The organism is Azospirillum himalayense (assembly GCF_042657465.1).
Taxonomy (GTDB): Bacteria; Pseudomonadota; Alphaproteobacteria; order Azospirillales; family Azospirillaceae; genus Azospirillum; species Azospirillum himalayense.
On record NZ_JBHSLC010000009.1, the window covers coordinates 87,189 to 110,870 of the forward strand.

Consider the following 23,682-nt stretch of genomic DNA (forward strand, 5'->3'; position numbering starts at 1 on the left):
TGCACAAAAAATACGCCTCCTTTCCGATTCATTCAACTTTCATCGGTTTGGACACGAAGGGCCGCTCCGTAATAACCGCCTCTTCCGGTTACGCCCCTCCGCCTGTTGCCTGTCGCGGCAAATCGGCTACCCTCTGCCTACAACGGCGGCAAACCGCCGCAAAAAATCAGGGAAGGATTGGAGCGATGGCTCTCAGGGCCGAACAGCTCAAGGACGAGCTGACCGAAGAGGTCGTGCGGCAGGTTCGCGAGCGGCTGGGCCGCAGCCGCGCCGCACCGGCGGAGCGCTTCGTACGGCAGTTCTACGACAACGTCCCGCCCGACGACATCATCCAGGCTCCGGCGGAGCAGCTCTACGGTGCTGCCCTCGCCATGTGGCAGTGGGGCCAGCAGCGCGAGGCGACGGACCGCGCCAAGGTCCGCGTCTACAACCCCCGCGTCGAGGAACATGGCTGGCAGTCCCACCGCACGGTGGTGGAGATCGTCAACGACGACATGCCCTTCCTGGTCGACTCGGTGACCGCGGAGCTGAACCGCCAGGGGCTGACCGTCCATCTGGTCATCCACCCCGTGGTGCGGGTCAAACGCGACGCCGACGGCCAGCTGGTGGAGCTGTACGAGCCCGCGGCGGCCCCCACCGACGCCGCCCCCGAATCCTTCATGCATGTGGAGGTCGGCGCGGTCACCGGCGCCACCGCGCTCGACCAGGCCCGCGAGGGGCTGGAGCGCGTGCTGGCCGACGTGCGCGCCGCCGTCGCCGACTGGCGGGCCATGCGCCAGCAGGTGCGCGCCGCCATCGCGGAGGCCGACTGCGCCCGCGCCGCCGTCCCGGCCATCATCCCCGACGACGAGGTGGACGAGGCCAAGGCCTTCCTGTCCTGGGCGGACGACGACCATTTCACCTTCCTCGGCTACCGCGAATACCGCTTCGAGAGCGGCGCCGACGGGGCGGACTCCTCGCTGGGGCTGGTCGCCGGCAGCGGCCTGGGCATCCTGCGCGACGACTCGGTCACCGTCTTCGACGGGCTGCGCAACTACGCCACCCTGCCGCCCGACGTGCGCGACTTCCTGCGCAACCCGCGCGTCCTGATGGTGACCAAGGGCAACCGCCCCTCCCCCGTGCACCGCTCCGTCCCGATGGACGCCATCCTCATCAAGCGCTTCGACGCCGAGGGCCGGATCGTCGGCGAGCGGCTGGTCGCCGGCCTCTTCACCTCCGTCGCTTACAACCGCAGCCCGCGCGAGATCCCCTACCTCCGCCGCAAGGTCGCGGAGGTGATGGAGCTGGCCGGCTTCGACCCGCAGGGCCATGACGGCAAGGCGCTTCTGCACATCCTGGAGACCTACCCGCGCGACGAGCTGTTCCAGATCCAGGTGCCGGAGCTGCTGGACATCGCCGTCGGCATCCTGCATCTGCAGGAGCGGCAGCGGCTGGCCCTGTTCGTGCGCAAGGACCCGTTCGAGCGCTTCGCCTCCTGCCTCGTCTACGTGCCGCGCGACCGCTACGACACCACGCTGCGCCGGCGCATCCAGGCCATCCTGGAGGCCGCCTACGACGGCACCTGCACCGGCTTCACCACGCAGCTGACCGAAAGCGTGCTGGCCCGCCTGCATTTCATCATACGGACTGAGCCGGGCCGCGTGCCCACCGTCGACGCCACCGATCTGGAGGCGCGGCTGGTCCAGGCGTCGCGCGGCTGGGACGACCATCTGCGCGACGCGCTGGTCGAGGCCCACGGCGAGGAGCAGGGCCGCACCCTGTTCCGCCGCTACGCCGACGCCTTCCCCACCGCCTACCGCGAGGAGTTCAACGCCGAGGCCGCGGTCTTCGACATCGAGCGGATCGAGAAGGCGACGGCCCAGGGCACGTTGGGCATCAACCTCTACCGCCCGCTGGAGGCCGAAGGGGACGAGCTGCACGTCAAGATCTACCACGAAGGCCGCCCGGTGCCGCTGTCCGACGTGCTTCCCATGTTGGAGCACATGGACCTGAAGGTGATCACCGAGGCGCCCTTCGAGATCGCCATCGCCGGCCACGCCGCCCCGGTGTGGATCCACGACTTCACCGCGCGCTCCCAGAACGGGCTGCCCATCGACTGCGCGATGGTGAAGGAGAAGTTCCAGGACGCCTTCGCCGCCGTCTGGGACGGCCGGATGGAGGATGACGGCTTCAACCGCCTCGTGCTCCGCGCCGGCCTGACCGCGCGGGAGGTGACGGTGCTGCGCGCCTACGCCAAGTATTTGCGCCAGGCCCGCATCCCCTATGGGCAGGACGTGGTGGAAAGCACGCTGGCCGGCCATCCGGCCATCGCGCGCAAGCTGGTCGCCCTGTTCCACAGCCGCTTCGACCCGGCCCGCCGCCCGCAGAACGATCCGGGGCTGGCCGCGGAGATCGAACGCGCGCTCGACGGGGTGAAGAACCTGGACGAGGACCGCATCCTGCGGCGCTTCCTCAACCTGCTGTGCAACACGCTGCGCACCAACGCCTATCAGAACGGCGCGGACGGGCGGCCCAAGACCTACCTCTCCTTCAAGATCGACAGCCGCCACATCGACGACCTGCCGCTGCCCCGCCCGATGGTCGAAGTGTTCGTCTACAGCCCGCGGATGGAGGGCGTCCATCTGCGCGGCGGCAAGGTGGCGCGCGGCGGCATCCGCTGGTCCGACCGCCGCGAGGATTTCCGCACGGAGATCCTCGGGCTGATGAAGGCGCAGATGGTCAAGAACACCGTCATCGTGCCGGTCGGCTCCAAGGGCGGCTTCGTGGTGAAGCGCCCGCCCCCGCCGTCCGCCGGACGCGAGGCGGCGCTGGCCGAGGGCATCGAGTGCTACAAGACGCTGATGCGCGGCCTTCTGGACATCACCGACAACCTCGACGCCCAGGGCGCGGTGGTGCCGCCGCCCGAGGTGGTTCGCCACGACGAGGACGACCCCTATCTGGTGGTCGCCGCCGACAAGGGCACGGCGACCTTCTCCGACATCGCCAACTCGGTGTCGGTGGACCACGGCTTCTGGCTGGGCGACGCCTTCGCGTCGGGCGGCTCCGCCGGCTACGACCACAAGAAGATGGGCATCACCGCCCGCGGCGCCTGGGAGTCGGTGAAGCGCCATTTCCGCGAGCTGGGGCACGACACCCAGACGCAGGACTTCACCGTCGTCGGCGTCGGCGACATGTCGGGCGACGTGTTCGGCAACGGCATGCTGCTGTCGAAACACATCCGCCTGCTCGCCGCCTTCGACCACCGGCACATCTTCGTCGATCCCGACCCCGACGCCGCGCGGAGCTGGGAGGAGCGGCAGCGCCTGTTCGACCTGCCCCGCTCCTCCTGGGCGGACTACGACGCGGCGCTGCTGTCCGCGGGTGGCCGCGTCTTCGACCGCTCCGCCAAGTCGCTGGAGCTGACGCCGGAGATCCGCCAGCGCTTCGGCATCGCCAAGGACCACGTCACCCCGCTGGAGCTGATGCAGACCCTGCTGAAGGCCGAGGTGGACCTGCTGTGGTTCGGCGGCATCGGCACCTACCTGAAGGCGGCGGAGGAGACCAACGCCGAGGTCGGCGACAAGGCCAACGACGCGCTGCGCATCGACGGGCGCGACGTGCGGGCCAAGGTGATCGGCGAGGGCGCCAACCTGGGCGTCACCCAGCGCGGCCGCATCGAGGCGGCGCAGCACGGGGTGCGGCTGAACACCGACGCCATCGACAATTCGGCGGGCGTGGACACCTCCGACCATGAGGTGAACATCAAGATCCTGCTGAACGACGTGGTCGTCCGCGGCGACATGACGCTGAAGCAGCGCGACCAGCTGCTCGCCGCCATGACCGACGAGGTGGCCGGTCTGGTGCTGGCCGACAACTACCTGCAGAGCCAGGCGCTGACCGTCGCCCGCGCCCAGGGTCCCGACGCGCTGGAGGCGCAGGCCCGGCTGATCCGCTCGCTGGAGAAGGCGGGCCGGCTCAACCGCGCCATCGAGTATCTGCCCGACGAGGAGGAGCTGTCCGCCCGCATGGCCAACCGCGAGGGGCTGACCCGGCCCGAGCTGGCGGTGCTGCTGGCCTACGCCAAGATCACGCTCTACGACGATCTGCTGGCCTCGGACCTGCCGGACGATCCCTTCATGGCCGACGACCTCACCCGCTACTTCCCCAAGCCGCTGCGCAAGGCCCATGCGGAGGCGGTGGGACGGCACCGGCTGCGGCGGGAGATCATCGCGACCAGCGTCACCAACAGCCTCGTCAACCGCACCGGCCCGACCTTCGTCAAGGAGATGATGGAGAAGACCGGCATGGGGCCGGCGGACGTCGCCCGCGCCTACACCATCGTGCGCGACGCCTTCGGCCTGCGCTCGCTGTGGACGGGGATCGAGGACCTCGACACCGTCGTCCCGGCCGCGCTCCAGACCAGCATGATCCTGGAGACGGTCCGCCACATGGAGCGCGCCGCCGCCTGGTTCCTGGCGAGCTGCCAGCAGCCGCTGGACATCGCCCGCGAGACGGAGGCCTTCCGGCCCGGCATCGAGACGCTTCTGGCCGGTCTGGACAACGTGCTGGACGCCGAGGAGACGGCCCGCCTGACCGCCCGCGTCGCCTCCTACCAGGAGCAGGGCGTTCCCGCCGAGCTGGCCCGCCGCATGGCGGCGCTGCCGGTCCTGGCCGCCGCCCCCGACCTCGTCCGCATCGCCGGGCGCACCGGGCGCGGGGTCGCGGACGTCGCCGCGGTCTACTTCATGCTGGGCCGCCGCTTCGGCCTGGAGTGGCTGCGCGACAAGGCCGCCGCGGCGAAGGCGGAGAACCATTGGCAGAAGCAGGCGGTGGCCGCCCTGGTCGACGACCTGTTCGCCCACCAGACCGCGCTGACCACCCGCGTCCTGGAGTCGGTGGACCAGCTTCCCGCGGAAGCCCCCGTGGAGGCCTGGATCGCCCACCGCCGCCCGGTGGTGGAGCGGGTGGAGCAGCTCCTGTCCGAGCTGCGCACCCAGCCCAACGTCGACCTGTCGATGCTGGCGGTGGCGAACCGGCAGCTCCGCGGCCTGACGGCGGGGTAAACAGCTTGAAAACCCCTCGTCCGGCCCCCTTCGGGCGGGTCCGGACGAGGGTTTCCCATGCGTCCCGCCCGCTTTCCGGCTATGGTGCGGCCATTCCAAGGAATGTCCGCCCAACCGGAGCCGCCGCGATGACCGACCCCCAACCGACCCTGAACGACGCCATCCGCCTGCTGCGGACGAACGATCTGGGCGGGGCGGAGGCGGCCTGCCGGGCGATCCTGGCGACCGACCCGCACAACGCGCAGGCCCTGCACCTGCTGGGCGTCGTCGCCGCCCACACCGGCCATCCCGACGGCGCGCTCGACCTCTTCGCCCTCGCCATCGCCGAGGACGGCAAGGACCCATCCTTCCACAACAGCCGCGGCAGCCTGCTCTTCCAGCTCGGCCGCGCGGCGGAGGCGGAGGAGGCGTTCCGCGCCGGCATCGCCCTCAACGATCGCCTGCCGGAGCTTCACGGCAACCTGGGCAACGCGCTGAAGGCGCTGGGCCGGCTGGAGGACGCCGAGGGCGCCTTCCGCGCCGCTCTGGCCCTGCGCGGCGACGCGCCGGAGATGCACAATTTCCTGGGCACCACCCTGCGCGAGCTGGGCCGGCTGGACGAGGCGGAGGCCGCCTTCCGCGCCGCTCTGGAACGGGCGCCGGAGTATCTGGAGGCCCGCTACAACCTCGCCGAGGCGCTGAGCACCCGCGGCGCCCTGGAGGAGGCGGAGGAGGCCTTCCGCGTGGTGATCGCGGCGGCGCCCCGCTTCGTCCCCGCCCATGTCGGCCTCGCCCATACGCTGCAGAGCCTCGACCGCGCCAACGAGGCGGTGGAGGCCATCGAGGCCGCCCGCGCCATCGCGCCGGATCACCCGCTGGTGCAGTTCACCCGCCGGCTGATCCATTCCAACGCCGTCCCCGGCTGGCACCTGCCGATGATCAACGACTTCGAGCGCAACGACGCCTACGAGGCGGCGCTGAAGCGTGCGGTGACCCCGGACTCGCTGGTCCTGGAGATCGGCACCGGCTCGGGCATCGTCGCCATGATGGCGGCGCGCGCCGGGGCGCGGAAGGTGGTCACCTGCGAGGTGAACCCGATCCTCGCCCGCATCGCCCGCGAGACCGTCGCCAACAACGGCTACGCCGACCGCATCGACGTGGTGCCGAAGCTGTCCACCCGCCTGTCGGTGGGCGCGGGCGGCGACCTGCCGGAGAAGGCCGACGTCTTCGTGTCGGAGCTCATCAACATCGGCATGCTGGCGCCGCGCATGCTGTCGGTGCTGCAGCACGCGCGCACCCATCTGGTGAAGCCCGGCGGCGCGATCATCCCGCGCGCCTCGACCGTTTACGCCATGCTGGTGGAGACCCCGGAGCTGGCCCGCATCAACCCGGTGAAGCGCATCGGCGGCTTCGACATGTCGGCGTTCGACGTGTTCCGCTCCCCCGGCTACCAGCAGATCGACCTCGGCGCCGAAACCCACACGCCGCTGTCGGCCGCCTTCACCGCGCTCGACTTCGACTTCACCCGCAACATGCCCGAGGAGGGCGGCCGCGAGATCGCCGTGGAGATCACGGCGGAGGGCACCTGCCACGGCGTGGCCTTCTGGTTCGACCTGCAGATGGACGAGGAGGTCACCTACCGCTCCGAAAGCCGGGCGCGGACGAACCACTGGAAGCAGGCGATGACCTATCTGGAGACGCCGATCCGCGTGCGCCCCGGCGACCGGCTGACCATCGTCGCCCGCTACGACAACAACCAGATTTCGTTCGGCGTGGGCGGTTGAGGCGGCGCCCCTTCGCCGCAGGGGACGCAACGACCGGCTTTTTGACAACCAAAGCCTGAACGCTGTAGGCTGCCGTCAACGATTGGCGGCAGCGGCAAGACGCCCGCCTGGACGGCCGGGAGGGTCCTCGATGTCGATCACGGCGACGAACGCGCAGGCGTCCGGCTTCAGTCTCAAGGCGGCCTTGACCGTATTGGGAACCGACAAGGGCGCCTCTGCGAAGACCGCCGCCGGCCAAGCGGCGTCGACCTCCGGCGGTTCGGCCGTCTTCGTCACCCTGTCCGTCGAAGCCCAAGCCTTCATGGCCACCACCTCCGCGTCCAAGTCCGGCAAGACCGCAAGCGGTGTTGCCGGGCCCTACACCGCCTATTTCCCGACGCGCGACGGCAAACCCGCCACGGCGCTGGCCAAGGCGGTGTCCGATCCGGGGGCGGTGTCCAGCTCGGCGGGCCTGAGCGGGCCGGACATCGCCAAGGACGCCCGCGCCCGCATGGACGCGCAGTACGAGGCCATGAAGGCCGGCGGCGAGCCCTTCGACTTCGACAGCTTCGAGGGCCGGGACTGGTACTCCCTGATGGGCGATCTCGACCGCCGCTCGCTGGAGGCGGTGCGCAGCAACGCCGGCGGCCAATTCTCCAAGCAGGAGCAGGACATCGCCCAATCGATCATGGCGCAGCAGGAGGGGCTGGCCATGGGACTCTACAACGGCCCGATCAGCCAGGAAGCCAGCTTCACCGATCCGTTCCGCGGCGACGAGGCCGCAAGGATGAAGGCGAACCTCACCTTCCTGGACGCCGTCGGCCCGGAGGAGAAGACCTCGACCGAATGGGCGACACGCCGGGCGTCGGCGCAGGTGTCCTACGAAATCCACACGAGGGAGAAGGGCGATGAACCGGAAAAGCTCGAAAGCGACAACCCGCTGGCGGCGCTGATCAAGCAGGCGATGGACCGTTCGCAGTCCGACCCGCTGCGGCAGATCCTCAAGACACCGGACGAGTTGAAGACACAGGCGTGGTTCAAGGGCTTCGAGTCCCGACTGGACGCCACCGTCGCCCAAAACGTGGCGCAAGGCATCGCCCAGGGCATCGCGCTGGCGAAAGCCACCACGCCGGGGGCGGACTCCGCCAAACCGGCGTAACTCCGCCCCCGGGTTGGCATTCCCGGCCGGTTTGCCTAGAGTGGGCCATCCCGGACAACAGACGGCCGATCCTTCAGCATGCCCCACACCGCCGAGGCGCCGAGCCGCCGCGCCATCGCGTCCTGGTGCCTCTACGACTGGGCGAACTCGTCGTACAACACCATCATCACGACCTTCATCTTCTCCGTCTATTTCGCCCGCGGCGTGGTCGGGGACGAGGTGGCCGGGGCCTCGCGCTGGAGTGCCGCGCTGACCGTCGCCGGGTTGCTGATCGCCCTGCTCAGCCCCGTGCTGGGTGCGGTGGCCGACCGGACGGGGCGGCGCAAGCCGTGGATGGCGCTGTTCACCGCCCTGACCGTGGTCTTCTGCGCCGCTCTGTGGTGGGTGAAGCCCGACCCGTCCCACGCTCTGTTCGCCCTGGTCTGCGTGGTCATCGGCACCGTCGCCTTCGAATTGGCGAACGTCTTCTACAACGCCAGCCTGACCGCGCTGGCGCCGCCGCGAATGCTCGGGCGGATTTCCGGCTGGGGCTGGGGCATCGGCTATTTCGGCGGGCTGGCCTGCCTGGTGGTCGCCCTGTTCGTCTTCGTGAAGTCGCCCACCCCGCTGTTCGGCCTGCTCGACACGGTGGAGCAGGCGCCGGTGCGCGCCACCGCCCTGCTCGCCGCCGCCTGGTACGGGCTGTTCGCCCTGCCCTTCTTCCTGTTCGTTCCGGACGTGCCGGCGACCGGGCTGGGCATCCGGCAGGCGGCGCGGGAGGGCATGGCGACGCTGCGCCGGACGCTGGCGGAGACGCGCAAGTTCCGCAACACCCTGCGTTTCCTGATCGCCAGCGCGATCTACCGCGACGGCATCAACACCATCACCGCCTTCGGCGGCATCTTCGCCGCTCACGCCTTCGGGATGAGCTTCGAGGAGATCCTGCTCTTCGCCATCGCGCTGAACGTGGTGGCCGGCGTCGGGGCCATCGGCTTCGCCTGGGTGGACGACCGGATGGGGGCCAAGCCGACCATCCTGGTCAGCCTGATCGGCCTGACCGCCTTCGGCGTGCCGCTGCTGCTGGCGACGGAAAAGGCGTGGTTCTGGGTGCTGGCGCTGGGGCTGGGCGCCTTTTTCGGGCCGGCGCAGGCGGCCGGGCGGTCGATGATGGCACGGCTGGCCCCGCCGGGCATGGTGGGGGAGATGTTCGGGCTCTACAGCCTGACCGGCCGCATGGCCGGCTTCGTCGGGCCGCTGGCCTTCGGGCTGGCGACCGCGCTGTTCGAGAGCCAACGGGCCGGCATGGCGAGCGTTGTGGCTTTCTTCGTCATCGGTTTTGGGCTTATGCTGACGGTTCGGGAGCCGGCACCGGGCGATGCGAATACGGTGCGACAGTCCGCCGCGGCATGACGGCGGATTCACCCAGCGGAAGCTGCTAACTTGCCTTTTGCTGCGACGCACAACGATCTTGGCGCGGAGAGCGGAACGGACATGTTGCACATCAAGGACATCGAGGCCTTCGCGCACATCAACGAGGCGCTGGCCCGCGACCACGCCGCGGCGCGTGGGGAAAACGACTCGGCGGGGCATCCTTCGCCCCACCATCCGGCGATGCATCCGGCGATGCTGATCGCCATGGCGGCGACCGGGCGCCTGAAGCCGGAAGACGGTGCGGACGGGAAAACCCCGCAGGCCGAAGCCGCCGCCCTGCTGGCGCGGCTGATGGGGGCGCGGCGGGGATAAAAAGTACTGGGACCGTCGGCGTATTGCCCCCACCCCGACCCTCCCCCGCTAACGCAGGGGAGGGAGAACGGTTCCCTCCCCTGCGAAGCGGGGGAGAGTTAGGGAGGGGGCAATGGATGCGCCCCCTCCCGTCTTAGTGCCGGAAGTGCCGCATCCCCGTCAGCACCATCGCCAGACCCTTCTCATCGGCGGCGGCGATGACGTCGTTGTCGCGGATCGAGCCGCCGGGCTGGATCACCGCCGTCACGCCGGCCTCCGCCGCGGCCAGCAGGCCGTCCGCGAAGGGGAAGAAGGCGTCCGAGGCGACCACCGACCCCTTGGTCAGCGGCTCGCTCAAGCCGGCGGCCTTGGCGGCCTCCGCCGACTTGATGGCGGCGATGCGGGCCGAGTCGACGCGGCTCATCTGGCCGGCACCGACGCCCACCGTGGCGCCGTTCTTCGCATAGACGATGGCGTTCGACTTCACATGCTTGGCGACGCGGAAGGCGAAGAGCAGGTCGGCCAGCTCCTGCTCGGTCGGGGCGCGCTTGGTCACCACCTTCAGGTCGTCGAGCGTGATGCGGCCGTTGTCGCGGTTCTGGAGGAGGAAGCCACCGGAGAGCTGCTTCACCATCATCCCCGGCTCGGCCGGGTTCGGCACGTCCTTGGTCAGCAGGACGCGCAGGTTCTTCTTGCTGGCGAGCAGGGCGCGGGCCGCGTCGTCGGCGTCCGGGGCGATCACCACCTCGGCGAACAACTTGGCGATTTCCTCCGCCGTGGCGGCGTCCAGCGGGCGGTTGACGGCGATGATGCCGCCGAAGGCGCTGACCGGGTCGCACAGCAGGGCCTGCTTGTAGGCGTCGAGCAGGTTCGCCCCCTCGGCCACGCCACAGGGGTTGGCGTGCTTGATGATGGCGACGGCCGGGCGCTCGAACTCGGCGACCAGCTCGAAGGCGGCGTCGGTGTCGTTCAGGTTGTTGTAGGACAGCTCCTTGCCCTGGAGCTGGATCGCCGTCGCCACACCCGGACGCTGCTCGCCGGTGACGTAGAAGGCCGCCTGCTGGTGCGGGTTCTCGCCGTAGCGCAGGGTCTGGCTGAGCTTGCCCGACAGGGTGGTGCGCGGCGGGAAGGTCTCGCCGAGCTGGCCGGCCAGCCAGGAGGAGATGGCCGCGTCGTAGGACGCCGTGCGGGCGTAGGCGCGCTGGGCCAGCGTGCGGCGGAGCGTCAGCGTGACGGCGCCGTCATGGGTCGCCAGCTCGTCCAGAACCGCCTCGTAATCCTCGGGGTCGGTGACGACGGTGACGAAGTCGTGGTTCTTGGCCGCGGCGCGGATCATCGCCGGGCCGCCGATGTCGATGTTCTCCACGCAGTTGGCGTAGTCGGCGCCCTTCGACACCGTCGCCTCGAACGGGTAGAGGTTCACCACCACGAGGTCGATCGGCGGGATGTCGTGGGTGGTCATCGCCTCGGCGTGGATGTCGCGGCGGGCCAGGATGCCGCCATGCACGCGCGGGTGCAGCGTCTTGACGCGCCCGTCCATGATCTCCGGGAAGCCGGTGTGGTCGGAGACCTCCGTCACCGGGATGCCGGCCTCGGCCAGCCGCTGGGCGGAGCCGCCGGTGGACAGGATCTCCACGCCCTTGGCCGCCAGCGCCTGACCGAGCGCGACGAGGCCCGTCTTGTCGGACACGGAGATCAGCGCGCGCGTGATGCGGACCAGATCGGGGGCGGGCGAGTGGGCAACGTTCGGCGGGCTCATCGGGGCATCCTGGCTGTCATGGAACCGGCTGCGGCGAACCGGGCATGGGAAGACGGGGCCTGAGAAGACGGGACCCGGAAAGACGGAAAAGCGAAACACCCCGCTTCGTCACCCCCGCCTGGGCGGGGATCACGGTCGCAGGGCGAACACTCCACAGACTCTCGAAACAGGCACCGATCCGTATTCCCACGGCCTGTCCGCCGCGGATGCGCGCGGTTTACCCCCCCTTGCGCTCGCGGCGCAAGGCCCATTTCACCGTCTTGATGGCGGGGCCGGTATGTCCGGAGACGGCGATCTGGGTGGTCCGCCGCGGCTCGTCGCCGCTGCCCAGATAAATGCTCTCCTCCAGCTCCAGCGTGGCGCCCGACGCGCGCAGCCGCCAGGCGGCGCCGCTCGGCAGCTTCAGCTGGACCTGCCCGCCCTGGACGAGGCTCGCCTGGACCGCCGGGTGCAGGTGGAAGCGGATGGTGAAGGGCCGCGGCTCCGGCGTGGCGCCGATCACCGGCTCCAGCATGTCCTCGCCGCGCAGGTCCTCGCCGTTCTCCGCCAGATAAACGCGGCGGCGGTGCAGGTAGCCGAAGTTGCGGCTGTAGCCGTTGTGGGTGGCGACGACCAGCACCGCCCCGTCGTTCTCCTGCCGCTCGCAGCCGACATGGGAGGGGCGGCGGCCGAGCCCGCCCGCCTCGATCACCTCCGACGAGTTGGTCTCGGCCAGCACGACGGTGGAATGGGCGGCGGTGCCGGCCAGCGCGGCGCGCCACGGGCCGGTCTTCACCGGATGGGCGCCGCAATTGACGATCAGCCGCTCCTTGCCGACCGACATCTCCAGCGACAGGGTGCCGGCGTGGGCGGTGGCGTCCAGCCCGGTGACCGGCGGCACGCCGGTGTCCATCAGCACCATGGTCCGCCCGGCGATCAGCCGCTCGAAGCCGGTGTGCGGCGCGCTCTTCAGCGGGCGCCCGCGGGCGTCGGCCTGGGCCAGCACCGTGTCGACCAGCGCCGCGTCCTCCTCCCGCCCGCCGTTGAACAGGGCGAGGCCGCCGTCGCCGTGGCGGAAGAAGCGCAGGGCCGGGGTCATGCGGTCGATGGCGTGCTGCAGCGCCTCCGGCACGTCGGCGCGGGCGGTGCGCAGGACCGACCGCATGTCGATCAGGTCGCGCAGGATGCGCAGCTGCACCGAGGGGCAGCGCTCGACATGGCCGCCGTCCGGCAGGATCTGGCGCGGCAGCTCCCGCTCCAGCAGCTTCAGCGCGTCCTGGCCGATCCGCTCATGCTCCGGCAGGCAGAAGCCGCCATAGACGAGGCCCTTGGCCGCGGTGACCAGCGCCTTGCCGTCCAGCGCGCCGGGCACCACGCGGGTCAGATGCTTGACCTGCCGGGCGAGGCTGTCGAAGACCGCGGCGCGGAACTCGTCGTCGGCGGAGGCGCAATAGAAGTCGTGCAGGCCGATCCAGGCGGCGATGCGGGCGCCCAGCACCTCCGGCGCCCAGGTCTGGGCGTTCCAGCCGCCGTTGTGGTCCAGCCAGGACAGCACCAGCGCGCGGGCGCGCCGCCGCGCCGTGTCGCCGCCGACCGCGCGCAGGTCGCGCAGCCAGTCGAAGCCGTGCAGGGCGTCCTGCCAGACGATGCTGCCGGCCCGCCAGTTCGGCGCGCCGTGGGCGTCGGCCGCCGCGGCCTGCCCGCCGAAGCGGAAGACGCCGGCCAGGATCGCCGAGCCGTCCCCGGCGTCGCCCGGCCAGGGGTCCGGCGGCACGGCGGACAGGGCCGTCGGCGCGCGGCCGCCCAAGGTCAGCTTGTAGATCGGGTTGCCGAAGGCGATCTGCGCGACGCCATCCCGCAAGCGGCCCATTTTCCCACGCCCGGCGCTCATCGGCTCACCCCGTCACACGGCAGGGGGAGGCGATGGCCGGCGCTTCGCTGAAGGCATTCGGGCGATCGGGGGGATGCATCCTGTTGTCGTATCAAATTCGCCTCGACCCCCGCAAGCCGGTGGTGCCCTAATCGTGCAGACGTCGCAGCCGTGCCACGAAGAACCCGTCGATCCCGCCGAGGTCCCCGAGCATGCCCGGCAGGGATCGTACCTCACCGCGCTCGTTGATCAACTCGGCCAAATTGCCATCCCCCGCATGGCCGCCACCCAGATCAACCGGTGTGATGGGCAGCCGCTCCACCCGCTTGTCGCGGGCCAGGATGCGGTCGATCTGCGCCTCGCCCTCCTCCGGCTGGATGGAACAGGTGCAGTAGACCAGCGTTCCGCCGGGCTTCACCAGATCGACGGCGTGGGCCAGCAGGCGGCTCTGCGCCTTGGCCAGCTTGCCGATGTCCTCCGGCGTCTTGACGCGCAGGATGTCGGGATGGCGGCGGATCGCCCCGGTGGCCGAGCAGGGGGCGTCGAGCAGCACCGCGTCGGCCGGCTGGTCGGGGGTCCAGGTGGCGGCGTCGGTCGCCAGCACCTCCGCCGACAGGTTGAGGCGGGCCAGATTCTCCCGCACCCGCTCCAGCCGCTTGGCGGAGCGGTCGACCGCCGTCACCTGCGCGCCCTGCGCGACGAGCTGCGCGGTTTTGCCGCCGGGAGCGGCGCACAGGTCGTAGACGCGCTTGCCCGCCAGATCGCCGAACAGCTTGGCCGGCAGCGAGGCGGCGAGGTCCTGCACCCACCAGGCGCCCTCGGCGAAGCCCGGCAGCTCGGTGAGGTTGCCGCCGGCGGCGCGGCGCAGCGTGCCGGTGGGCAGCAGCCGGGCCTCCAGCCGCTCCGCCCACAACGCGGGGTCGGCCTTGACGGTGATGTCCAGCGGCGCCTCGTGCAGATGCGCCTCGACGATGCCGCGGGTGCGGCCGATGCCGTAGGCCTGCCGCCAGGCCAGCCACAGCCAGTCCGGCGTGTTCAGGCGCCCGGCGTCCTGCTGGGCGGCCAGCTCCGTCCCCTCGCGCCCGATGCGGCGCAGGACGGCGTTGATCAGGCCCTTGTAGGGTTCGGCCCCCTTGGCCGCGGCCAGCTCCACCGCCGTGTCGACGGCGGCGTGGGCGGGCGTGCCGAGGAAGACGAGTTGGGCCGCGCCCAGCCGCAGGATGTCGTGCACGGTGGCCTTGGGCAGGCCCGGCTTGGCGAGGCTGCCCTGGATCAGCGCGTCGATCTGGCCGAGCCGGCGCAGCACGGTGGCGGTCAGCAGCCGCACGAAGCCGCGGTCGCGCGGGTCGAGCCCGCGCAACTCCGGATGCGCGTCGAACGCATCGTCGAAGGGAATGGACTTGCGCAGCACGTCGCGCAGAAGGTCGAGCGCGGCGGAGCGCGCGGCAAGGGAGGCGTCGGACATGCCGCTGGATGTAGCGCGCCGGACGGCGGGTGTCGAGTAGCCGCAGCGCGGGGCCGAACGGATTCCGGCTCCCTCAGCGGGCCAGGGCGCCGCGCCGTCCGCCTTCGTGGTCGGGATAGGGGCCGACGTCCTCGACGACGAAGCAGGCGACGCCCCGCAGCTCGTCCCGGCGCAGGATGAAGCGGTTGCCGTTGCCGGCCTTCATCCCCCACAGCGCCGTTCCCGCCAGCGGGCTCAGCTCCAGCTCCGGCGGCACCGGGTCCTCGCCCAGCCGCTTGAGGAAACGGTCGGCGCGCACGCGGTCGTCCGGCGGCAGGCTGCGCGCGGCGCGGGCGTCGTAGCGGTCGCTCTTGACGTAGCGGGTCCCCGTCCCCTGGATGGGGCTGGACGGCCCGCCGGGGTCGGCGGCGGCGCGCTCCAGCATCAGCGCCCAGCGCGCGTCCCGCGCCATGGCCAGGGCGCGGCGATGGACGGCGCGGCAGTGCTCGGCCAGCTCGTGGAAGCGGGGCATCAGGTCGCGCTTGCGAAAGCCGACCTCCATCATGACGCGCTCCACCGCCCCGTCCGCCGCCGTGCCGGACGCCGGGATGCCGCGCGTCTCCAGCGCCAGCAGGGCGTCGATGCGCCGGTTGCGCTCCGCCGCTGCTATGCCCCGGGTCAGCGTTTGCCCAAGCTGCTCCAGCGCCGCCTCGGCGCGGCGCTCGGCCTCGGCGATGCACAGGAGCACGTCGTCACGGCTGGTGGCGGCGGACACGCCCAGCCAGCCCGCATCGAACAGCGGGGTCTTGTCGAGAAACAGGTCCGGCACGATTCCCGTCAGCCGTCGGCGCGCATGCGCCCGACGATCTCCTCCAGCACCGTCTCGGCCTTGTCGTTGTCCACCTGGCAGGTGCCCGCCGCCTCGTGCCCGCCGCCGCCGTATTCCAGCATCAGCGGACCGATGTTGGTCCTGGAGCTGCGGTTGATGATCGACTTGCCGCAGGCCAGCACCGTGTTCTGCTGCTTCAGGCCCCACAGCACGTGGATCGACACGTTCGCTTCCGGGTACATGGCGTAGATCATGAAGCGGTTGCCGGCGTAGATGGTCTCCTCCCGCCGCAGGTCGACGACCACGACGTTGCCGCGGATCGTGCTGCAGCGGGCGAGCTGGTCGGAGAACTTCGCCTCATGCTCGGTGTAGAGGTCCACCCGCTCCTTCACGTCGGGCAGGGCGAGGATCTCGTCGATGCCGTGGCTGCGGCAATAGTCGATCAGCTCCATCATGAGCTGATAGTTGGAGATGCGGAAATCGCGGAAGCGCCCGAGGCCGGTGCGCGCGTCCATGATGAAGTTCAGCAGGGCCCAGCCCTGCGGCTTCAGGATGTCCTCGATGCCGTATTGGGCGGAGTCGGCCTGATCGACCGCGGCCATCATCGCGTCGGAGATGGTCGGGAAGCGCTCCTTGCCGCCGTAGTAATTGTAGACGACGCGGGCGGCGGAGGGGGCGTCGGCCTCGATGATGTGGTTGTCGCGCTTGCCGACGCGGATCGTCTCCGACAGATGGTGGTCGAAGGCGAGATGGACGCCGGGCACATAGGGCAGGTTGGTGGTGATGTCGCGGTCGGAAATCTCGACCTTGCCGTCCTGCATGTCCTTGGGATGCACGAACTTGATCTCGTCGAGGATGCCCAGCTCCTTGAGGAGCACGGCGCAGACCAGCCCGTCGAAGTCGGACCGGGTGACGAGGCGGTATTTCGTGACATCGGACATGCGGTGTTCCCCCTGATCGCCCCACAATCGGCAAGCGGAGGGAAGGTAGACGTACGTCTTTCGGCGTGCAACCGCGAACCGATCCGTCTCCGCTCACCCCCAGGGGCTGCGCGGCATGAAGGAGGGGCCGGCCATGCCGCGCAGGCGGCGGACCCGTTCCTCCATGTTCGGATGGGTCGAGAACAGGCTGTCCAGGCTGCGCCCGTGCAGCGGGTTGGCGATGAACAGATGCGCCGTCGCCGGGTTGGATTCCGCCGCGTAATTCGGGATCTGGTGGGCGTAGGTGTGGATGCGGGTCAGCGCGTCGGCCAGCCACAGCGGGCGCCCGCAGATCTCCGCGCCGATGCGGTCGGCCTCGTACTCGCGGGTGCGGCTGATCGCCATCTGGACGATCATCGCGGCGAAGGGGGCCAGGACGGCGATCAGGATGCCGCCGATCAGCCCCAGCGGGTTGCCGCCCTGCCCGTTCTGGCTGTTGCTCTGCGACGCGCCGAAGAACATGCCGAAGTTGGCGAGCATGGAGATGGCGCCCGCGATGGTCGCGGTGATCGTCATGATCAGCGTGTCGCGGTTCTTCACATGGGCCAGCTCATGCGCCATGACGCCGGCGATCTCCTCCGGGCTCAGCAGGCGCAGCAGGCCGGTGGTGGCGGCGACCGCGGCGTTCTCCGGGTTGCGCCCGGTGGCGAAGGCGTTGGGCTGGTCGTTCTCCATGATGTAGACGCGCGGCATCGGCAGGCCGGCGCGCTCGGCCAGCTGCTGGACGATGCCGTAATATTCGGGGGCGGTGTAGGCGTCGACCTCCCGCGCGCCGTATATGGACAGCACCATGTCGCCGGAGTTCCAGTAGCTGAACAGGTTCATGCCCAACGCCATGACGAAGGCGATCATCATGCCGCCCTTGCCGCCGATCAGATAGCCGATGCCCATGAACAGGGCGGTCAGGCCGGCGAGGAGGATGGTGGTCTTCACATAGCTGCTCATGGCGATATTCCGGGCGATCTTCTGGACGGTTTCACTGTTGGTTGGACGAGACGGCCCCGGCGGGGCTTTCCGAGGGGCCTGTCTGGTGATATGGGCTTGGCGGAAGGCATCGTTCAAGATGGCCCAGCACCGCACCCGACCCCAGAGGACGGCCATGACCGAGACGAAGACCACCGGCCCGGCACCGCAGGAGGCCTTGAAGCCCGATGCCGCGAAGCCTGACGCCGAGGCGCCCCCCGAAACCGGCGCCAAGGGACCCGAGCAGATGCCCGGCGAGATCGGCGGTCCGCAGGGACCGGAGCCGACCCGCTTCGGCGATTGGGAGTTCAAGGGCCGCTGCTCGGACTTCTAAGCCGGCGCCCATAGGACCGATTGCCTGAACACCCCTGTCCTGAAATTGAATACATACGTAACCAGGACATAATGCCTAGGTTGTGCTTGATGCGTTCCTCTTCGCGCCCTACTCTGTGACCGGTTCGCCCCTTCGCGGACCGGTGCCCGGAGAGGTCGCGTCATGGGATCGTTCAAGTCCATCACCCCATGCCCGTCCCGCTCCGCCGGGATATGGCTGGCACTTCTCTGCACACTGCAGGCCGGCACCGTCCAGGCCGCTCCACCCGCCCTGCCCGGCCCGATCCCGGCGGAGGTGCTGGAGGTTCTGGACGGCGACACGCTGCTGGTGCGCGCCACCATCTGGCTGGGTCAGGTGGTGGAAACCCATATCCGGGTGGACGGGCTGGACGCTCCGGAAATACGAAGTCATCCCAATAGGCAACGCCTTTAGGGTCTGGCTATTTCGCGCTCAATAGCAGATCGAAGGCCACGAAGCGCAAAAATGTTCATAGCGCACTGTATCCCCCTTAAAAGAAAACAATCTTTCCTTAGGCCAATGATCTCCGCATGACGGCCTTCGGAGGAGTGCTATGAACAATCCAGAAACCACCACCAATGAAGAGGTCTTTGTTTTTATCAACCATACAGAAACGTCTGGCCTCAAAAAGAGAGAGCCGGCTCTTTTTTTTACACCTAGCATGCGTCTTTTTGCGAGCCCCACAACCTTCCTCCGCGAACGGTATACTCAAAGCGGCCGTTCTCCGTCACCGAACACTTGGGCCAACATCGCTTATGCTCTAGCTGGCTGGTTCAACTTTCTGTTCGAGATCGATGTCGATGATTGGCGCCGCGCATCGCGTGATGACCTGATCGCCTATCGGGATGTCTACTCCCAGGCGGTTTCTCCGAAGACCGGCCACCCTTATGCAACGGGCACGATCGCGGGCCGCATGGCCGCAATTCTCGGGTTCTACAAGTTTGCCGGACAGCGCTGCTGGTACGATGGCGACATTCTTGGCGAACCTGAGAGCCGACAACCAACCGGAGGAGTAGGTCTCGCTACCCCCGCTTCAGCAGATACCCGCAATGTCCATTGCATGAGGACGCTCGCGGATCTTATGCCAAGGCGACGTCCCAGCCGGAGCGCCGTTCGGCCGTTCTTTGATGCTGAACTGAGGGCTTTTCTCTCAGCTTTGGGACCACGCGCAAGCGAGCGTGGAAATGGCGATGCGCGCCCCTGCCGGGACCGGCTGATTGGCGATATCGGCGTCTTTGTTGGATTGCGGAACGATGAAATCCACCAACTGACGAAATATCAGTTTCTCACCATGCACCCTGATGCAGAGGCTCCCTTGGCAGATCAACGATTGACAATCACGGGGAAAGGACAGGTGGCACGGACTGTTGCAATCCCTAATTGGCTTGCCTTGGACGTTCTTGCCTACATCGACGGTGAGCGAGCGCAAGCGGCGCGCGCCGGCCGACAGACGGGGCGTAAAGAGGCACCGGACCTTTTCTTGGCCGGAGTGGAGAGCAACGCGCCGGGCCGGCCGCTTACGCATCGACGCTTTCAGCAGGTCGTCGAGGAAGCGTGTCTTCGGGCGGGCATCATCCGCATCGTTTCTAGAATTGATCCGGAAACAGGGGCCGTTACTGAGGTCAAAAAGGCCAAACACTGTGTTCATGACCTCCGTCACACTTATGCGGTTCTAACCTACTGGGCCGAAAAAATGGGAGGAAATGCTGAGCCCTGGAAAAAAATCCAAGCACAACTTGGCCACAGGCATTTAAACACGACCATAAATACTTATCTCTGCTACGTCGATATTTTCGGGAAACGCGAGCGTCTCATTGATGTCCACAAGCTGATTGGTCTCTGAGCCATGTCTCGAATCAAGCCTTCTGTTCCGGCCTCAGTCGTGAAGCAGGCGCGGAATGCAGCTGACATCGCACCGTTCTACACCTCGAAGCTGGCTAGATCTGAGATCGTACGAGGTATCAAGCCGCACACCGGCGTACCTTTCCTAATGGCAGTCTTTCCGCGACCGCAATCTGGCCGGCAAGAGATCGAACTATCCTTTTTGCTTGAGACCCCATATCTCGCCGAACCATTTTCCGAAGCATTCTTGTTGTGGGCTAGGTCAAAAACAGAATGCACCCGCCGAAATAAATCTTATATTCTTCAAACAGGCTTTTTCCGTTTTCTTATGGAAGCTGGCGTAAAATTGATCGCACTCGATAACATAGATCAAGTGTTGTTACGTGCCTTTATAGCTTGGCTCAACCGATCGACAGCCACACAGGCTGGAAAGCCAGCATCCCCAAAATCCCGTTCAATGTACTGGGGAGTTCTTTCATCGATGATCCAAGCTCTCAGGAAGGTTCCAAGATGGGCGATGGCGGCCAACACAATCATCGATTCGATGCCTTCGACCCCCTGGCCATTACTGGATCACAAGGTCACTCCCGTCCAACGCTTAGATCGCGAGCACCTAATTGCTATAAAGAACGCTGCCGAACGCGACCTTCTTGCCTTTGCCACTCGTTGGAAGGAAGGCCAAGCCCTGCTGAACGCTGGTTGCGAGGCACTACAGGCAGCGCCTCCTAACTACCAGAGTCTAGCCACCTGTGTTGCGGAGGTCGATCGAAGCTATCCACAAGTCATCCCCACTCTATCCGATATCCGTGCCGACAACCCTGCTCTCTATAGAGCAATTCGCAAGTCAGGTATGGGCTTGACAAAAATCTTCAGGCATCTCTATCCGTTGCCACGAGACATTGTTCCTTTTGTCATACTATTTTCGATTGCGACAGCGTTCAATACCGAGACGATTCTTAGTTTAGATACAGCAAAAGTTGAGCGCTCAACCCGCTTTGGTGTGCCAATCGTCCGGATCATAGGTCGAAAAGAACGCGCGGCCGAGGATCCTATGGTGGTGCTTGACGCCAGCCAAACACCAGGAGTCGGGGTAGCGATGTTGCTGGATCTTTTGGAAAGTATGCTGGCCCGTACTCGTGGACTGGTCGCTGATCCACGGGACTACTCGCGGCTGTTTCTCTTCATCAAGCCAAGAGGCAACAAAGCGGCGAAAGCCTTCCGGGGTGTATTAGGTCCTTCGCAGGATAGCTGTTGGCGTGTGGCCTTGGCGAGTTTCATCACCGACCACGCACTCAAGCCGTTCACTTTGCGACAGATTCGGCCGACCCTTCTTGACGAAGTCCATCTGCTCACAGGCGATATCCTGCTGACAAAGGCCGTGGGCCGGCAGAAGGACGCAGCGGTCGTCTGGTCTCACTACACCTCCGACGGCACAAAGCGGCGATATCAAGAGAGGCTGGGTGAGATTTTTCTGCTTCGAGAACGCTGGCGAGTGAGCTACGGCGTAATCGACCCACGCGCACGCGTGCTCACCGCGGGCATGGACCGCGGCGCGGCGACACCGGGATTTCTCTGCCTTGATCCTATGGAGAGCCCCCGCCCGAACCAGTCGAAAGGTCGCCTCTGCACCGCCTACGGTGAGTGCCCAAGTTGCCCACTCGCCGCGGCCAATGTCGATGATGCAGCTTCGGTCGCTCTCTACTTGGCACTTCACAGGGCGATCTACGACGCGCAGAGTCGACTTCCGGCAAAAGCGTGGTTGATCCGGTGGGCTCCTGTTCTGACCGATCTTACAACCCTGATCGCGCTCGTGCCGGCTGCGAAGAGGGTTGAAGCCGCCAAATTCGCTTTTGACCTTCCGCCGGTGGGGTAACGCTTATGCTGACCGCTGAGATTCTGCAATCCAGCACCGCATCGCCTCTGTACACACGCATGGATCCCGGACTGATCCGAGAGCGTGTGTCGAGCCGAAGCTGTTGGGGTGACGACTGTTGGATCTTCGACAACCCCCTGCCAGGAGCGCAATATAATGAAGCTGCCATCGTTTGGAACTTTGGCCTTCCGGACGGTCGTCGGCTCACCGACCCGGTGCATCACGACCTCCTTGACTGGCTGCGACGATTCATCTGGTCGCTCTTCACAGTCGGCGGCAACCGACGCAAACCACTCGGCCCAGGCTCAGCCGGCCAACTGAATACAGGCTTGAGGGTTTTCGTTATTTGGATGGTAAAGAACAACTTTAGGATGCCGTCTGAGTTGGGCAGCAGCGCGCTAGCCGCCTATTGGAACGATATGGCCGAGGCCTTGGCGGACGACAACGAAAGCGGCGTCAGCACCACCCAAGCCATTTCCAGATTGCGAATTCCCATCCTTCTCTGGCAACAGCGCAAGATATTGGCGACGGCTGGAATCGCTTCTATGCCAGCCACTCCGTGGGACGGTCGTACGATCAAGTCGCTGGCCGCCGACCTCGCGACCAAATCTTTGGGCTGGATCAAACCCCTGCCTGACGAAGTGGCAATTCCCATCCTGAACAAAGCGGCTTGGTTCCTTGGCCCTCCTGCGGACGACGTCATCCGCTTGCATCAGAAATGTGTGAGCGCCCGCGACCGCAGCCCTGGACGTCATAAAAATGGGCCAGGCACTCAACGGACAGCGCGGTATCAGCGGCAGAGGCTGGTCGCCGAGTCGTTCGAATTTTCATGGCTGCCTGGGGAGACGTCTCCTTGGCATGGCAGCCTTCACGATATCCGCACCTCGCGCTGCGGCAGAAAACCCGTCGTTGGGTGCCTGCGCAGTCTTATCCATGCCGTTCGCGAAGCCGCGGTTATTACGATTCAGGCCGGCACAGGCATGCGCATATCCGAGATCTGCGGGCTTCCTGCAGGTATGGACCCTCTGACTGGCCTTCCCTCTTGCGTCCGTATCGACCTGAGTTCCACGGGCTTGAACGAGATATTCATTGTCCGCACCGTCCTTACCAAGACAGAGGAAACGCCGCGTGAGGTAGAATGGGTGATTGGCATGCGCCCGGTTGGCAGTACAGACACTCCCTTGCCGGTTCGCGCCTTGATAGTTTTGAATGTTCTTTTTGCCCATTATCGCACATTGTCGGGTATCAATCGCTTGCTGATCACATTCCCTCATGGCGGGCTCTCGATGTCTGGAACGACCATCGCCGTGATGAAATCAATGAACCTGCGCAGGAATATCAAACATTTTGTCGGGAACTGGGTTTCACTGTCACATCTTCCGGATCAATCAGCACACCCCGTAGACGACAATGACCTTGTTCAGTACAGAGAGACACGAGGCCGCTGCATCAAAACACACCAACTCCGTAAGCTATACGCAAATTTTGCATTAAGCGTCGACCCTACATTGCTTCCAGCCTTGCAGATGCATTTCCACCATCTAAGCCAGGCCATGACGGAGGAAGGTTACTGGGGACGAAATCCACTTCAGATTGAGCCTCTGTCGACAGTGCAGAGACAGCAAACCAATCTTTTGATGTTCGAAATGGCCACCGGCCGGAGTTTGGTCGCCGGCCGTATGGGTGAACAGTTAGAACAGCACATTGCCGAACTTAGCGCGCGATTGAGGGGTCAAAGCATCACTGAGGGTTGGAAAACGACTCAGAGATTCGTCAATGAATACGACTTACGCCTTTGGTTTGCCCCCCACGGGAATTGCTTGCCCATGGTACCAGAAAGCATGCGCTGTCATGCGCTCGCAGGCACCACATCATGGCTGAACAGGGCACCGAATTTCGCCACCCGGGAGCCTTCGGTGTGTGCCGGCTGCGCGTGCTTCGTCATTGACGGGCGCCACACGGGATTTTGGATAGACCGCTATACCCGCAACCAGCTGGCGTACAAGCAGGCGGAGCGCCTGGGCCAAGCACACCGGTTCCGCGTTATACGGTAAGCGTTACGAACGCCCCCTTCTTCCCGAACCGGGTTCCGTGATCGAGATTGCGCGCGGGCTCACGGGACGCGGAGGGTACGATGGAGGATGGCG

16 protein-coding genes are annotated in these 23,682 nt (G+C 66.8%); 10 read left to right on the plus strand and 6 right to left on the minus strand.

Annotation, left to right across the window (positions count from 1 at the left end; genetic code table 11):
- The first annotated feature begins 185 nt into the window (after positions 1–185).
- From ACFPMG_RS07190 to ACFPMG_RS07210, 5 genes are all read left to right on the plus strand, one after another.
- Positions 186–5,042 carry an NAD-glutamate dehydrogenase gene (locus ACFPMG_RS07190; RefSeq protein ID WP_376994503.1) on the plus strand — a complete coding sequence of 1,619 codons (4,857 nt, stop codon included), beginning with the start codon at positions 186–188 and terminating at the stop codon, positions 5,040–5,042.
- A 128-nt stretch (positions 5,043–5,170) separates the two neighbouring features.
- On the plus strand, positions 5,171–6,805 hold the full coding sequence (locus ACFPMG_RS07195) for a tetratricopeptide repeat protein (RefSeq protein WP_376994504.1): 1,635 nt from the start codon (positions 5,171–5,173) through the stop codon (positions 6,803–6,805).
- A gap of 130 nt (positions 6,806–6,935) precedes the next feature.
- Complete coding sequence (locus ACFPMG_RS07200; RefSeq protein WP_376994505.1) at positions 6,936–7,943, plus strand: hypothetical protein; 1,008 nt, start codon at positions 6,936–6,938, stop codon at positions 7,941–7,943.
- A gap of 78 nt (positions 7,944–8,021) precedes the next feature.
- Positions 8,022–9,332: an MFS transporter gene (locus ACFPMG_RS07205; RefSeq protein WP_376994506.1), complete on the plus strand. Its 1,311-nt coding sequence runs from the start codon at positions 8,022–8,024 to the stop codon at positions 9,330–9,332.
- Between the two features lie 81 nt (positions 9,333–9,413).
- A complete protein-coding gene (locus ACFPMG_RS07210; RefSeq protein WP_376994507.1) occupies positions 9,414–9,665 on the plus strand; it encodes a hypothetical protein in 252 nt (83 codons plus the stop codon).
- Positions 9,666–9,798: 133 nt separating this feature from the next.
- On the opposite strand, the gene purH is transcribed toward ACFPMG_RS07210, so the two are convergent.
- From purH to htpX, 6 genes are all read right to left on the minus strand, one after another.
- A complete protein-coding gene (gene purH, locus ACFPMG_RS07215) occupies positions 9,799–11,403 on the minus strand; it encodes a bifunctional phosphoribosylaminoimidazolecarboxamide formyltransferase/IMP cyclohydrolase (RefSeq protein WP_376994508.1) in 1,605 nt (534 codons plus the stop codon).
- 217 nt (positions 11,404–11,620) lie between these two features.
- Positions 11,621–13,252 (minus strand): heparinase II/III family protein, encoded by a 1,632-nt coding sequence (locus tag ACFPMG_RS07220; RefSeq protein ID WP_376994509.1) that lies wholly within the window; start codon positions 13,250–13,252, stop codon positions 11,621–11,623.
- Between the two features lie 148 nt (positions 13,253–13,400).
- Entirely contained in the window at positions 13,401–14,717 is a 1,317-nt protein-coding gene (locus ACFPMG_RS07225) for an RsmB/NOP family class I SAM-dependent RNA methyltransferase (protein ID WP_376994511.1), read from the minus strand.
- A 73-nt stretch (positions 14,718–14,790) separates the two neighbouring features.
- Positions 14,791–15,525 (minus strand): hypothetical protein, encoded by a 735-nt coding sequence (locus tag ACFPMG_RS07230; RefSeq protein WP_376994512.1) that lies wholly within the window; start codon positions 15,523–15,525, stop codon positions 14,791–14,793.
- 8 nt (positions 15,526–15,533) lie between these two features.
- Complete coding sequence (locus tag ACFPMG_RS07235) at positions 15,534–16,466, minus strand: exopolyphosphatase (RefSeq protein ID WP_035676730.1); 933 nt, start codon at positions 16,464–16,466, stop codon at positions 15,534–15,536.
- A 93-nt stretch (positions 16,467–16,559) separates the two neighbouring features.
- Positions 16,560–17,450: a zinc metalloprotease HtpX gene (htpX, locus tag ACFPMG_RS07240; protein ID WP_376994514.1), complete on the minus strand. Its 891-nt coding sequence runs from the start codon at positions 17,448–17,450 to the stop codon at positions 16,560–16,562.
- A gap of 154 nt (positions 17,451–17,604) precedes the next feature.
- On the opposite strand from htpX, the gene ACFPMG_RS07245 reads away from it, so the two are divergent.
- The 5 genes from ACFPMG_RS07245 (at position 17,605) to ACFPMG_RS07265 (ending at position 23,589) form a co-directional block, all read left to right on the plus strand.
- Positions 17,605–17,802, plus strand: a complete 198-nt coding sequence (locus ACFPMG_RS07245; protein ID WP_376994515.1) for a DUF1674 domain-containing protein — start codon at positions 17,605–17,607, stop codon at positions 17,800–17,802.
- 162 nt (positions 17,803–17,964) lie between these two features.
- Positions 17,965–18,234, plus strand: a complete 270-nt coding sequence (locus ACFPMG_RS07250) for a thermonuclease family protein (RefSeq protein ID WP_376994516.1) — start codon at positions 17,965–17,967, stop codon at positions 18,232–18,234.
- A gap of 139 nt (positions 18,235–18,373) precedes the next feature.
- The gene (locus ACFPMG_RS07255; protein ID WP_376994517.1) at positions 18,374–19,663 is read left to right on the plus strand and encodes a tyrosine-type recombinase/integrase; all 1,290 of its coding nucleotides are present in this window, start codon (positions 18,374–18,376) and stop codon (positions 19,661–19,663) included.
- A 3-nt stretch (positions 19,664–19,666) separates the two neighbouring features.
- On the plus strand, positions 19,667–21,535 hold the full coding sequence (locus tag ACFPMG_RS07260; RefSeq protein ID WP_376994518.1) for a hypothetical protein: 1,869 nt from the start codon (positions 19,667–19,669) through the stop codon (positions 21,533–21,535).
- A gap of 5 nt (positions 21,536–21,540) precedes the next feature.
- A complete protein-coding gene (locus ACFPMG_RS07265) occupies positions 21,541–23,589 on the plus strand; it encodes a hypothetical protein (RefSeq protein WP_376994519.1) in 2,049 nt (682 codons plus the stop codon).
- Positions 23,590–23,682: the final 93 nt, after the last annotated feature.